Source organism: Achromobacter spanius (genome assembly GCF_003994415.1).
Taxonomy (GTDB): Bacteria; Pseudomonadota; Gammaproteobacteria; order Burkholderiales; family Burkholderiaceae_B; genus Achromobacter; species Achromobacter spanius_C.
Genome location: NZ_CP034689.1, coordinates 4,339,807 through 4,353,252 on the forward strand (window position 1 = coordinate 4,339,807; position 13,446 = coordinate 4,353,252).

The following is a 13,446-nucleotide window of genomic DNA, read 5'->3' on the forward strand; positions in this document are numbered from 1 at the left end:
TCAGCGCCCCTTCTTGCCGACGAGACGGCGCTTGAGCATGGGGATGACCAGGGCAATCGTGACCAGCACCGCGGTGACGAGGTTCAGGTCTTGCGCCTTCAGGCCGATGAAATCGCTATTCAACGCCAGCGCGATGAAGAAGCGGTAGACGATGGCGCCGATGATCACGGCCAGCGTCGCCAGCACCAGCCTGCGCGACGGCAGGATGCTTTCGCCGACGATCACCGCGGCCAGGCCGATCACGATGGTGCCGATGCCCATCGAAATATCCGAGCCGCCCTGCGTCTGTGCGAACAGCGCGCCGGCCAGCGCCACCAGCGCGTTGGACAACGCCATGCCGCCCAGGATCATGCGGCCGGTGTTGACACCCTGCGCGCGGGCCATGCGGCCGTTGGAGCCGGTGGCGCGCAGCGCCAGGCCGCTTTGCGTGGCGAAGAACCAGTCCAGCGCCAGCTTCACCAGGATCACAATCACGATCAGGATCAACGGACGCGCGACATAGTCGGAAATCCACTCCGGCTGCAAGATGGTGAACACGGTGGGTTCGGTGATCAGCGGAACGTTGGGCTTGCCCATGATGCGCAGGTTGATCGAGTACAGCGCGATCATCATCAGGATGCTGGCCAGCAGATCCATGATCTTCAGCTTCACGTTCAACCAGCCCGTCACCAGCCCCGCCGCCGCGCCGGCGATGGTGGCGATGACGGTAGCGGAAAACGGGTCGGTGCCCGACGCGATCAGCGTGGCACAGACGGCGCCGCCCAGCGGAAAGCTGCCGTCAACGGTCAGGTCGGGGAAGCGCAGCAGGCGAAAGGAGATAAACACGCCCAAGGCCACCAGGCTGAAGATCAGCCCGATCTCCAACGCGCCTAACAACGAGAACAATGACATGGGTTAAATCCAATCAGGGTAAGGATGGTGCATATTAAAGACTTGAAACGTCGGATTTCTTGCGTTCCGGCATCAGTTTTACCCGAGCTTTCGCAATAAACGTTTCCCGGTTCGTCATTTTCTCGCGTTTCGCGCCCAAGCCTGCGCGCGCTTGCCGGCCGGGCCGAAAGCGATGTCGGTCAAAGCAAGGAAAGGGAGCAAAACAACAGGGGCCGGACCGCCGCGCGCCCCAAAAAAACCTAACAAAAACCCCGCGCACACCGCTCGGGCGTGGCGGGGTCTGGCCGGTGGCGCTTTACTTCACAACCACCGCGGCCGACTTGATGACGTCGTCCGACAGCGTCACGCCCTGCTTGGCGGCGGCGCCCGGGTTCACGTAGAGTTCCAGCTTGGAGATCGTTTCCGACGGAATCGCGCCGGGCTTTTCGCCCTTCAGAATGCGTACGACCACCCTGCCCGTCTGCATGCCCAGGTCGTGGTAGTTGATGCCCAGCGCCGCGATACCGCCGCGCTTGACGCTGTCGGTGTCGGAGGCGATCAGCGGGATCTTGGCGTCGTTCCCCACCTTGACCAGGGATTCATACGCCGACACGACGTTGTTGTCGGTGTTGGTGTAGATGACATCGACCTTGCCGATCAGGCTGCGCGCAGCGGATGCCACGTCCACCGAACGCGGGGCGGCGGCTTCCACCAGGCTCATGCCCGACTTGGGCAAAATTTCCTGAAGCTTCTTCACCACCACGACCGAGTTGGCCTCGCCCGGGTTGTAGACGATGCCCACGCGCTTGGCGTTGGGCACGATTTTCTTGATCAGTTCAACCTGCTTTTCCAGCGCCAGCATGTCCGACACGCCGGTCACGTTGGTGCCCGTGGCGTCCATGCTCTTGACCAGTTGGGCGGCCACGGGATCGGTCACGGCGGAATACACCACGGGCACGTCCTTGGTGGCGGCTACGACGGCCTGGGCCGACGGCGTGGCGATGGCCACGATGGCGTCCGGGCGGTCACCCACGAACTTGCGGGCGATCTGCGCGGCGGTGCCGTTGTTGCCCTGCGCGCTTTGGTACTGCCACTTCAGGTTCTTGCCGGATTCAAAACCGGCTTGCTTGAGGGCGTCTTGCACCCCGTCACGCACGGCATCCAGCGCCGGGTGCTCGACGATGGCCGTCACCGCCACCGATTTTTGCTGCGCGGACACCGGCGCGGCGATAGCCATTGCCAGCGCCATGGCGCCAACCGTCAGAAAATGTTTTTTTCCGATCAGCATACTAAGCTCCTTGAACCCTTGGTTTTGTTCATTACTACAACTGCGCCGGCGGCTTCCCGCCGGTCGGTCAGCCGTAAAGCCGTATAGTCTAACTTGCCGCCAGACAAAAGAATTTGCGGGGAATCCCTGAAATGGTGCATGCCAATCAGGCATGCTCCAAGCCGGGACGCGCGGCGCCAATATACTAAATATCGCCACCCGGGCTCTTGCTGCCCCGCGCTTCATTCAGCAGCCCGGGCAACCCGTCAGACGCAACCAAAGGCCTCACCATGATCAAACGCGCGCTGGGCCGTTCCGGCCTGCAAGTTCCCCCGCTGACCTTCGGCGGCAACGTCTTCGGCTGGACCGTTGACGAAGCCGGCGCCTTTTCCCTGCTGGACGCCATGGTGGACGCGGGCCTGAATTTCATCGACACGGCCGACGTGTATTCGCGCTGGGCTCCCGGCAACCAGGGCGGCGAATCTGAAACCCTGATCGGCAAATGGCTCAAGCGCTCGGGCAAGCGCGACCGCGTGATGATCGCCACCAAGGTCGGCATGGAAATGGGCCCTGACGCGGTGGGCTTGTCGCCCGCGTACATCCGGCGCGCGCTGGAGGCCTCGCTGGCCCGGTTGCAGACCGACTACGTGGATTTGTACCAGTCGCACAAGGACGACCAGGACACGCCGCTGACCGACACGCTGGCCGAATACGCCAAGCACATGGAAGCGGGCAAGGTGCGCGCCATTGGCGCGTCGAACTACACGGCGGTGCGCCTGTCCGAAGCGCTGATCGCGGCCGAACGCCACGACCTGCCGCGCTACGAAAGCATTCAGCCCGAATACAACCTGTACAACCGCGCGTCCTTTGAATCCGGCTTGCAAAGCCTGGTGAAGACGCAGCAGATGGGCACGATCAACTACTACGCGCTGGCCAGCGGCTTTCTTAGCGGCAAGTACCGCAGCGCGGCCGATGCCGGCAAAAGCGCGCGTGGCCAGAAGATTGTGGACACGTATCTGAACGAACGCGGCATGCGCATTCTGAAGGCGCTGGACGAAGTCTCGGAAGACGCCGGCTGCACGCCCGCGCAGGCCGCGCTGGCCTGGCAGATCGCGCAGCCGGGGATCACCTCGCCCATCGTCAGCGCCACGTCCCTGGCGCAGTTGGACGAACTGGTCAAGGCCGCCAGCCTGACGCTGACGCATGACCAGTTGACCAAGCTGACCCAGGCCAGCGAGTGGCGCTGACGAGGGCCAAGCGCCGCTAGTGGGAACTAGCGGCGCCCCCGCATCAATCCAGCGTCACGCCGGAATCCTTCACCACTTTCGCCCAGCGAGCCACTTCGCTGTCAACGAATTTGCCGAAGGCGGGGCCCGTCATGTTGGGCACCGCCGAGCCATTGCCGGCCCAGGTTTCCTTCAACTTCGGCGTGTTCAATGCCTTGGTGATTTCAGACGCCATCTTGTCGACGGCCTCTTGCGGCGTGCCGGCCGGCGCCCAGATGGCGTACCACGTGGAGACCACGTAATTCGGCACGCCCGCCTGGGCAGCGGTGGGCACGTCGGGCAAGGAAGCCGACCGTTCGGTGGCGGCCACGGCCAAGGGCTTGATTGCCCCCGCGCGGATGTGGCCGGCCGACGAACCCAGGCCGTCGAACGCCATGTCCACCTGTCCGCCGATCAGCGCCGACAGCATAGGCCCCGCCCCCTGGTAGGGCACGTCGACTAACTTGATGCCAGTCTGCATGGCGAACAGCTCGCCCGCCAGATGGTGCGTACTGCCCTTGCCGGCCGTGCCGTAGTTGATTTCGCCGGGATGCTTCTTGGCATAGTCGATGAATTCCTGCAGCGTCTTGACCGGCAGCTTGCCGGCGTTGATCACCACTACCTGGGGCGGCTGCGCCACCAGTGCCACGGGCACGAAGTCCTTCTGGATGTTGTAGCTGAGGTTTTTGTAGAGCGAGGGAGCCAGCGCATGGTGCGCGCCGCCCATGAAGAAGGTGTAGCCGTCGGGCTTGGCCTTGGCCGCCACACCGGCGCCCACCGTGCCGCCCGCGCCACCCTTGTTGTCGATGACGACCGTCTGGCCCAGTTGCATGGTCAGTTGCTGGGCCAGCGGACGGGCGAAGGTATCCGTGCCGCCGCCAGCGGGGAACGGAACAATCAAGGTGATGGCGCGCTCTGGCCATTGCGCGGCGGCCGTGCCGCCGAAACCCAGGGCTGCCACGGCGAATACGGCCGTGGCGATCGTGCGAACTTTCATAATGTCTCCTCTTGCTGCATCACGGGGACGGCGCGGTTGTCTGCGTCTCGTCTCTTGAATTTTTTATTGAATGAAGCTGCCAGGACTGCGTAGCGGGAATCGGGTCGGCGCTGCCTCCTTTGAAGAAAAAAATGCCGGCCCCTGAAGGCCGGCACTGATGGTTGGCGTCAAAGCGCCTGATAGGTTTCGCGCAGCACGTTCTTTTGCACCTTGCCCATGGTGTTGCGCGGCAGTTGGTCAACGATGTGCACGCGCTTGGGCACCTTGAAGTTCGCAATGCGCGACTTCAGTTCGCGCTGCATGGCATCCGCGTCCAGCGACACGCCGTCCTTGGGCACCACCACAGCGACGACGGCTTCGCCGAAGTCCGGATGCGGCACGCCGATGACGGCCGATTCGGCCACGCCGGGCATGTCGTCGATCAGGGTTTCGATTTCCTTGGGATAGACGTTGAAGCCGCCCGAGATGATCAGGTCCTTGCTGCGGCCCACGATGGACAGCGTATCGGCGGGCACGTCGCGACCGGCGGATTCACCGCCCCAGCGGCCGACGTCGCCCGTCTTGAACCAGCCGTCTACGGTGAATTCCTCGCGCGTTTTTTCGGGCATGCGCCAGTAGCCTGAAAACACGTTGGGGCCGCGCACCTGCACATTGCCGATCTCGCCCGGCGCGAGCGCCACGCCCGCGTCATCCACCACTCGCACCTGCACGCCCGGCAGCGCGCGGCCGACGGTGCCGGCCAGGCGTTCGCCCAGTTTCGGATCGTAGGGGTTGGACGTCAGCATGACGGTCTCGCTCATGCCGTAGCGTTCCAGAATGGCGTGGCCGCTGCGGGTCTTGAAGTCCGAGAAGGTCTCGGCCAGGAGCGGCGCCGAACCCGAGATGAACAAGCGCATGTTGGCGCACACGGCGCGGTCAAAGCGCGGGTCGGCCAGCAGGCGCACGTAGTAGGTGGGCACGCCCATCATCACCGTACATTGCGGCAGGTAATGCAGCGCCTGGTCGGCGTCCAGCTTGGGCAGCCAGATCATTTTGGCGCCCGCCAGCAAGGCCCCGTGCGAAGCCACGAACAAGCCGTGCACGTGGAAGATGGGCAGCATGTGCAGCAGCACGTCGTCTTCGCGCCAGCCCCAGTATTCGTGCAGCACCTGCGCGTTGGCGGCCAGGTTGCCGTGCGACAGCATCGCGCCCTTGCTGCGGCCGGTGGTGCCGGACGTGTACAGAATGGCGGCCAGGTCGTCCGGCTTGCGCTCCACGGTCTTGAACGTTTGCGGCAGGCTGCCCGCGGCGTCCAGCAGCGTGCCCGTGCGGTCTTCGTCCAGCGTGTAGACGTGCGCGCAGCCGGCCTTGTCGGCGGCGCGCTGCACCCAGTCGCGGTTCTTGCTGGCGCAGACCACGACGGCCGGCTCGGCATTGCCCAGGAAATATTCGATCTCGGCTTCGCGGTAGGCCGTGTTCAGCGGCAAATACACCAGGCCGGCGCGCAAGGTGGCCAGGTACAGCAGCAGCGCTTCCGGCGACTTCTCCACTTGCACCGCCACACGCGACCCGTCGGGCAGGTCCAGCGAGGTCAGCAGGTTGGCCAGGCACGCGGAGGCGCGATCGATGTCATCCCAGGTGTATTCAAGGTCGGGCGTTTCCAGCGCGACTTTGCTGCGGTCTGTGGGAAAGCCGCCTTGCAGGACAGCATATAGATTGGCGTTGCTCACCTTGGTCAGTCTCCGGAAAAGGATGGATCTACGCCGGCCAGGAATGCGCGCACGCCTTCCTGGTGGTCCCGGCTTTCGGCATAGGAGAAATAATCTTGATATTCGTCTTCGGTCAAGGCGCCGCCTTGGGCAAGCCTGGCCGACAGGCGTTTATTGATGCGGGCGGCCAAGGGCGCGCCCTGGCAGATGCGTTCAGCGCTGCGGCGCGCGGCGTCGGCAACCTGGTCATCTGGCACGATGCGCGTCAGCAAGCCCAGGCCATGGGCCTCGTCGGCGCCGAACACGCGGCCTTCCAGCAGGATGGCCAGCGTGGCCGCGCGCCCGACCAGCGCCAGCAGGCCGCGCATTTCATCGGGCGCCATGGGAAAACCCAGGCGGTTGATCGGCACGCCGAAACGGGCGGATGCGCCCGCGATGCGCAGGTCGCACTGGCTGGCAATTTCCAGCCCGCCGCCCACGCACACGCCTTCAATCTGCGCCACCACCGGATGCGGGCAACTGGCCACGGCTTGCAGGGCCGGCGCCAGGATGTCGCGGTGATAGCGCTGCACGCCCGCCATGTCGGCGCGTTGGGCGGGGAATTCGCGGATGTCGGCGCCTGCCGCGAAATTGCCGCCTTCACCGCGCACGATCACGCAGCCCAGGGCGTCGTCGGCCGACACGCGCGTGAACACGTCGCGCAGTTCGCCCCACATGCCCACCGTTATCGCGTTCAGGCGCCCCGGGTGCGATAGCGTCACCCAGGCCAAGGCCCCTTCGCGTTCCAGCCGCACGCGGCCGGTCACGTCTTGCGTCATGTCCCCTACCCTTTTTTATTGATATGTCTTGCTGTCGTCGCCGGGCAATGGCAATCAGGCCACGCGCCCCACCCCTCGGCTGACCTGGGGCTTGCCCTCGCCCAGGCGCGCCAGGTTGGTGTCCAGCTCGTCAAGGTCGTACAGGTAATTGACCATCAGCGCGCAGGATTGCTTGAGCCCCTTGGTGGACGTATCAGCCGCCCAGTTCAAGCGTTCAATGCGGGCGCCGTTGCCCAGGTGAAAGCGCGCCACCGGGTCCAGCGGCAAGCCGTTTTTCATGGATTGCAGATAGGTCGCCGCCAGGCGGAAGCCCGCGCGCTTGACCACGTCGGACGCTGGGCCCTGCGCGGCCTTGGCCAGACGAGACACCCAACGCTGCCCGTCGGGCACGCCTTCGCGCTTGCGGTCCTTGGCGCGCGTTTTGTCTTCGCGCACGATGGCCTCCACGGCGTTGGCGTCCAGCTTGCCCAGCCAGTCCGAAAACCCGGGGATGGGCGACAGGGTGGCAAAGTTCTTCAGCTTGGGCAGTTCTTCCAGCAGTTGCTCGACCACGCGCTTAAGCAGGAAGTTGCCGAAGCTGATGCCCTTCAGGCCGGGCTGCGTGTTGGAAATGGAATAGAAGATGGCCCAGCGCGCCTTGTCCAGATCCTGCGGCGGCAAGCTGCTGTCCAGCAGCACCTGCACGTTGTCGGCCATATTGCTGGCAAACGCCACTTCCACGAAGATCAGCGGCACGCCCGGCATCTGCGGATGGAAATAGGCATAGCAACGGCGGTCGGGCGACACGCGGCGGCGCAGGTCATCCCATGATGTGATCTCGTGCACGGCTTCGTACAGAATCAGCTTTTCCAGCAGCGAGGCGGGCGAATCCCAGGTCAGCGGGCGCAGCTCCAGCAAGCCCACGTCAAACCATGCCGACAGCAGGCCTTCCAGTTCCTTGTCCAGCCCCTGGATGCCGGACACCTGCTTGCGCCAGCGCAGCATGTCCGCGCGCAGATCCACCAGGAAGCGCAGGCCCTGCGGCAAGGCGTTGAAGCGTTTGAACAGGCGCGTGCCCTCGCCGCCATCGCCGGGGAACGTGGCGCGCACTTGCGCCAGGGCGGCCAGCATCAGCCGGCGGTCCTTGCCGTCGGCCGCGCTGTATTGCTCGCACCAGCGGCGCGCCAGCTTGTTGGCGGCCACGTCGGTCAGGCGCGCTTCGAACAGGCGGCGCACTTCGGATTCGCTGGGCAAACGGCCGCGCTCCCAGAGCTTGCCCAGGCGAGTCATCAGGCTGGCGCCTTCGGCCGCGGCGGCGGCATCGATCAGTTCGGGGTCGGGTTCAGGCGTGCGAGCGCCCCGCGCGGGCGCGAGATTGGCGGGTACGGACATGGGCGGGCTCCTGGATAACGATGGGATCGGTCAAAGCCGGGTCGGCGGCGTCTTCATTGGCCAATGCGCGCAGGGCTTCCAATTGGCGCATCAGATGGGTGTGGGCCAGCGTCTGGGCGGCGTCGCTGTCGTGCGCTTTGAGCGCTTCGAAAATGGCCAGGTGTTCGGCGCAGGACTGCTGGATGCGCCCGGGCCGCGCCAGGCTGCGGTGGCGCGACAGGCTCAGCACCTTGCGCAGGTTGCCCACCATGTCCGACAGCCATTGGTTGCCGGCCAGCGCCTGCACGGCTTCGTGGATCAGGTAATTGGTTTGGTAGTAGGCGTCGATACGGCCAGCGCGCGCATGGCCGGCCAGTTCGGCGTGCAGCGGCTCAAGCGCGGCCAGTTCTACGTCCGAGGCCTTGCGCGCGGCTTCGAAGGCGCAGCGTCCTTCCAGCATGGCCATCAGCGGGAAGATGTCTTCCAGGTCTTGCGTGGACAGTTCGTTGACGAAGCAGCCGCGCCGAGGTTCCAGCCGCACCAGCCCTTCGGTGGCCAGCACCTTCAGCGCTTCGCGCAAGGGCGTGCGGGAAATGCCCATTTCGCCGGCCAAGCGCAGTTCGTCGATCCACTCGCCATTGCACAGCGCACGCGCGTGAATCATGGCGCGCAGGCGATCCGCGACTTCCAGGTAGAGGGCTTGACGGACGATGGGTTGGCTCATGGGGCGGGGCTGGAATGGACGCCGTATGTGACGCTGTATGTGACGCTGTACGTGACGCCGTAATTCATAATTATGAACAGGCCCATGTTAAATCCCGACGCGGAAAAAGGTAAAGCCCCGGGAAAACCCCTTCCGCCCCCGAACACGATCCTAAAGACGAAAACGCCCCCGGCAGAACGCCGGGGACCGATCAGAAGTGCAGCACGCCGTCCACGGCGTGGCGGGTCAGCGCCCGCGCCCAGCGGCGCGCCGGCAGCCCGTATCGGGATTCGACCACTTCCGCGCGTTCCAGCAATTCGGCGGGCGTGACCGACAGGCGCGGCCCCGAGAAAGCCAGCACGATCTGGTTGCCCGCGTCCACTTCCGGCAGCAATACCACGCGGTCGTCAAAGGCCTTGGAAAGGTTTTCGATGTTCTTGCCGAAGCTTTCGTGGCGGCCGAACAGGTTCACCGCCACCACGCCGACCTCGCCCAGCACGCGCCGGCAATCGCGGTAGAACTTCACGCTGTCGCGCACCGGGCCTTCGGCGGCGGCGTCATACAGGTCCACCATCAGCACGGGGCAACGTCCGGCGTTGGCGGGGTCGGCCACCCACAGGCCGGCGTCCATGTGTTCGACTTGCAGCCGGTTCGATCCGGGCAGGCGGAAGAACATGTGGCAGGCGGCGGTTACGCGGGGGTTCCATTCCACGGCCAGCAGCGGGCTGCGCGTGTGCTTCACGCAAAAGCGCGCCAGCGAACCCGCGCCCAGGCCCAGCATGCCGATGGCCTCTTCCTTGGGCGGCTCCAGGAACAGCAGCCAGGCCATCATCTGGCCGGTGTATTCCAGCACCAGCTCGGCCGGGGTCTTGACACGCATGGCGCCCTGGACCCACTGGGTGTTGAAGTGCAGATAGCGCACGCCGTCCAGTTCGGACAGGGTCGGCTGGTCAAGTTCGGAAGGGAAGTTCGATTTATTCATGGCGGCGATTGTAGGGCGGACGCCGCGCGGGCGTCTCACAAGCGAGCGCCACGCCGGGATGCCCTATCAGGCCGCAACCCGTTCAGCGTCGGCCCCTTCCCAGATCCGCTCCAGCCATTCGGTGCAAGACGCCTCTGCGTGCAGGCTCGCCGCCAGCCGCAGCACCCGCTTCAGGTACAGGTGCGCGTCGCATTCCCAGGTGATGCCCAGGGCGCCATGCACCTGAATCGCGTTCTGCACGGCGCGCCGGCCGCCTTCCACCGCCAGCAACGGTACGTACAGGCTGTCGCGGTCTGCCGACGGTGCGTCGGCGTCGTGCGACGCCGCTGCGGCCATGCCGGCCAGCCGCGCGTCGTCCAGCGCCATCCAGTCGTCGGCCAGGCGATGCTTGATCGCCTGGTTGGCGCCGATGGCGCGGTCGAACTGGCGGCGTTCACGCGCGTACGCCGCCGCCATGTCCAAGGCCGCCGACGCCGCGCCCAGCAATTCCGCCGAGCGCAGCAGCGTCATGCGGGTCTTCAAGCGTCGCCACATGCGCGCGTCGACTGTTAACTCGATAGCCTCCTGCAGCTCGGGGCGCGCCACCCGCGCCACCGGCATCGTCGGATCCAGGCCGGCGGTGGCCGACATGCCCGACGTGCTGGAAATACCCGAAGCGCCCTCGGTGCCCACCGTGCCGGACAGGGGCGCATGGCGTTCCAGCCGCAAGCTGCCTGGCCCCAGGCATCGCAGCGCCAAGGCCGGCACGCCTGCCCCCGCGCCCTCGATGAACGCCGAGCCGTCCGGCCGCATCGCCGCATCCGCGAAATACATCTCGCCTTGCATCATGGCTTGCGCCCACTGCGCCACGGGCCCTGCCGCGCCGGCCTCGCACAGGGTGGGAAGCACCACCATGTTCGACACCAACGGCAGGCTCAGCAAATGGCGCCCCGCCGCTTCCGCCACGATCCAGGCTTCTCGCATACCCAGGCCCAAGCCCAGCCCATCGTGCCCTGCTGGCGCCAGCAGCGCGGGCCAGCCTTGCTCGGCAATCTCGCGCCACAGCGCCAGGCGGGCGTCCCCCGTACGCGTTGTCGCCGCGCGGGCGACGCTTGGAGGGTGGCGGTCGGCCAAAAAGCGCCCGGCCGCCTCTTGCAGCATGCGCTGGTCTTCGTTCAAGGAAAAAGTCATGGTGCTTGTCGTGGCAAAGTTCAGGCTCGTGGCATTCAAGCTTTCGGCAGGCCCAGCATCTGCTCGGCAATGATGTTGCGCTGGATCTCGGACGTGCCCGCCAGGATGGTTTCGGCGCGCGACCACAGGTAGGCGTGGGTCAGCTCCGCCGCTTGTGCGTCGGTGCTGTCCGCCAAGCACGCCTCATCGCCCAGCATCTGCATGGACAGTTCCAGCAGCCGCTGATGCGCCTCGCTCCAGTGGATTTTGGTGGACGAGCCTTCCGGGCCGGGCGGGTCACCGCGCATGGCGCCTTCCAGCGCGCGTTGCGACTTCAGTGCCAGCACATGACTGTCGGCCGCCAGCCGCGCCCACTTGTGGCGCACCGCCGCCGACGAGGCCGGCACATGCCCATAGGCATCGGGGCGCAACGCCAGCCGCCGCACCGCATCCAGCTCTTGCCCAAAGCGAACCAGGCGCGGAATGAAATAGGTGCCGCGTTCAAAGCTGGCGGCGGCCATCGCCACCTTCCAGCCCTGGTTCTCCTGCCCCAGCAGCAGGTCTTGCGGCACGAAGACATCGTCGAAGAACACTTCGCAGAATTCGGCCTCGCCCGTCATCTGGCGAATGGGTTCCACGCGCACACCGGGGCTGCGCATGTCCACCAACAGGAAACTCAAGCCCTTGTGCTTGGGCGCGCTGGTGTCCGTGCGCGCCAGCACGAAGCACCACTGCGCGCGGTCGGCAAACGACGTCCATATCTTGTGGCCGTTCACGCGGTAGCCGCCCGCCACGGCTTCGGCGCGCGTGCGCACCGAGGCCAGGTCGGAGCCAGCGCCGGGTTCCGAATAGCCCTGGCACCAGACCTCGCGGTTGGACAGAATGCCGGGCAGGAAGCGGCGCTTCTGCGCCTCGCTGCCAAAGTGCAGCAGCGTGGGCGCCAGAATGCCGTGGCCGATCAGGTTCACGCCCAAGGGCGCGCCGCAACGCGCATGCTCTTCATGGAACACGGCCTGGCGCGACAGCGGCAAGCCCCGCCCGCCATAATCTGGTGGCCAACCCAGGCCCGACCAGCCGGCGGCGCACAGCGCATCTTCCCAGGCTCGCCTGAAGTCCAGGTTGCGCGGGGCCGCGCCGCCAGGCCAGCCACGCACGAAGCCGGCGTAGGCGTCGTTCAGCCACGCGCGCAGTTGCTGGCGGAAGGCGGTGTCGTCAGTGGCCGCGATGGCCCGCGCGGCGCTTTCCTGCCACGCGGGCGCCGGCTGTGCGACTTCCCGCACCGCGCCTTTCTGCCATGCGCCCCGCCCCGCGCCATCGTGCGAGGCGTGTTCCTGTCGAGCCATTCCTGCTACTCCAGTCGAATGTTGGATTCGCGCGCCACCTTGGCCCAGGTGCTTACGTCTTGCCGGATGAAGGCGGAGAAGGCCTTGGGGTCGCTGCCGATGATGTCCAGCCCCAGGCCCGTGAACTTCGCCTTCACCTCGGGCTGCGCCAGAATCTGCGCCAGGCTCTGGTAGAGCTTGTCGATTGCGGCTTGCGGCGTGCCCGCCGGCGCCACCAGACCCAGCCACGGCATGGCCGAATAGCCGGGCAGCCCGGACGCCGCCACCGTCGGCAGGTCCGGCACTGACGCCGATGGCTTCGTGGTCGTCACCGCCAGCGCGCGCAGCTTGCCGTCCTTCACGAAGGGGCCGGACGAGGCCCAGGCGTCGAACATCACCTGGATGCGCCCGGCCACCAGATCGTTCAGCGCGGGCGCGCTGCCCTTGTACGGGATATGCGCCATCTGCACGCCGGCCATGCTGTTGAAGAGTTCGGCCTCAAGATGCGTGGAGCTGCCGGCGCCCACCGAGCCATAGCTGACCTTGCCCGGGTTGGCTTTCAGATAGGCGATGAGTTCGCCCACGTTCTTGGCCGGAACCGACGGATGCACCTCCAGCACATGCACCACCGAGGCCACCTGGCTGACCGGCGCGAAGTCCTTGATGGGGTCGTAATTGACCTTGGCGTAGATGCTGGGCGCGATGCCCAGCGACGACGCCGCCATCAGCAGCGTGTAGCCATCGGGCGCGGCGCGCGACACGTAGTCGGACGCAATCATCGTGCCCCCGCCCGGCTTGTTTTCCACGATGACGGTCTGGCCCAGCTTGGCCGTCAACTGTTCAGCCAGCAGGCGGCTCATGATGTCCGTCGCGCCACCAGGCGAAAACGGCACCACGATACGCACGGGGCGGTTGGGATACGGATCCTGGGCGTGCGACGGGCCTGTCACGCCGATGCAGGCCAGCGCTACGCCGGCCAATAGTCTTTTCATCATGCTTGTCTCCTCCTGGGGGATGCGCTTGCGCGGTTTGCGC

General features: G+C 65.8%; 12 protein-coding genes. 1 reads left to right on the forward strand and 11 read right to left on the reverse strand.

Features of this window, described 5'->3' with window-relative positions; genetic code table 11:
* Both ELS24_RS19785 and ELS24_RS19790 read right to left on the reverse strand, forming a co-directional pair.
* Positions 1 to 891 (reverse strand): ABC transporter permease, encoded by an 891-nt coding sequence (locus ELS24_RS19785; protein ID WP_127185122.1) that lies wholly within the window; start codon positions 889 to 891, stop codon positions 1 to 3.
* A gap of 295 nt (positions 892 to 1,186) precedes the next feature.
* Complete coding sequence (locus ELS24_RS19790; protein ID WP_050448467.1) at positions 1,187 to 2,158, reverse strand: ABC transporter substrate-binding protein; 972 nt, start codon at positions 2,156 to 2,158, stop codon at positions 1,187 to 1,189.
* 269 nt (positions 2,159 to 2,427) lie between these two features.
* On the opposite strand from ELS24_RS19790, the gene ELS24_RS19795 reads away from it, so the two are divergent.
* The gene (locus ELS24_RS19795) at positions 2,428 to 3,384 is read left to right on the forward strand and encodes an aldo/keto reductase (protein ID WP_050448468.1); all 957 of its coding nucleotides are present in this window, start codon (positions 2,428 to 2,430) and stop codon (positions 3,382 to 3,384) included.
* A 43-nt stretch (positions 3,385 to 3,427) separates the two neighbouring features.
* Here ELS24_RS19795 and ELS24_RS19800 read toward each other — a convergent pair whose 3' ends face one another.
* The 9 genes from ELS24_RS19800 to ELS24_RS19840 all read right to left on the reverse strand — a co-directional run bounded on the left by ELS24_RS19800 (position 3,428) and on the right by ELS24_RS19840 (position 13,406).
* Entirely contained in the window at positions 3,428 to 4,399 is a 972-nt protein-coding gene (locus tag ELS24_RS19800) for a Bug family tripartite tricarboxylate transporter substrate binding protein (RefSeq protein ID WP_127185123.1), read from the reverse strand.
* A 167-nt stretch (positions 4,400 to 4,566) separates the two neighbouring features.
* Positions 4,567 to 6,108, reverse strand: a complete 1,542-nt coding sequence (locus ELS24_RS19805; RefSeq protein ID WP_127185124.1) for a malonate--CoA ligase — start codon at positions 6,106 to 6,108, stop codon at positions 4,567 to 4,569.
* A 5-nt stretch (positions 6,109 to 6,113) separates the two neighbouring features.
* Positions 6,114 to 6,905 carry an enoyl-CoA hydratase/isomerase family protein gene (locus ELS24_RS19810; RefSeq protein WP_127185125.1) on the reverse strand — a complete coding sequence of 264 codons (792 nt, stop codon included), beginning with the start codon at positions 6,903 to 6,905 and terminating at the stop codon, positions 6,114 to 6,116.
* Between the two features lie 54 nt (positions 6,906 to 6,959).
* Positions 6,960 to 8,276 carry a malonyl-CoA decarboxylase domain-containing protein gene (locus ELS24_RS19815; RefSeq protein ID WP_164741275.1) on the reverse strand — a complete coding sequence of 439 codons (1,317 nt, stop codon included), beginning with the start codon at positions 8,274 to 8,276 and terminating at the stop codon, positions 6,960 to 6,962.
* On the reverse strand, positions 8,227 to 8,979 hold the full coding sequence (locus ELS24_RS19820) for a GntR family transcriptional regulator (protein ID WP_050448473.1): 753 nt from the start codon (positions 8,977 to 8,979) through the stop codon (positions 8,227 to 8,229). The genes ELS24_RS19815 and ELS24_RS19820 overlap by 50 nt, the downstream gene beginning before the upstream one ends.
* A 190-nt stretch (positions 8,980 to 9,169) precedes the next feature.
* Positions 9,170 to 9,940, reverse strand: a complete 771-nt coding sequence (locus tag ELS24_RS19825; RefSeq protein ID WP_127185126.1) for a spermidine synthase — start codon at positions 9,938 to 9,940, stop codon at positions 9,170 to 9,172.
* Positions 9,941 to 10,006: 66 nt separating this feature from the next.
* The gene (locus ELS24_RS19830) at positions 10,007 to 11,110 is read right to left on the reverse strand and encodes an acyl-CoA dehydrogenase family protein (RefSeq protein ID WP_240669339.1); all 1,104 of its coding nucleotides are present in this window, start codon (positions 11,108 to 11,110) and stop codon (positions 10,007 to 10,009) included.
* 35 nt (positions 11,111 to 11,145) lie between these two features.
* Positions 11,146 to 12,432 carry an acyl-CoA dehydrogenase family protein gene (locus tag ELS24_RS19835; RefSeq protein ID WP_205736923.1) on the reverse strand — a complete coding sequence of 429 codons (1,287 nt, stop codon included), beginning with the start codon at positions 12,430 to 12,432 and terminating at the stop codon, positions 11,146 to 11,148.
* A gap of 5 nt (positions 12,433 to 12,437) precedes the next feature.
* On the reverse strand, positions 12,438 to 13,406 hold the full coding sequence (locus ELS24_RS19840; protein WP_050448476.1) for a Bug family tripartite tricarboxylate transporter substrate binding protein: 969 nt from the start codon (positions 13,404 to 13,406) through the stop codon (positions 12,438 to 12,440).
* Between the last annotated feature and the right edge of the window lie 40 nt (positions 13,407 to 13,446).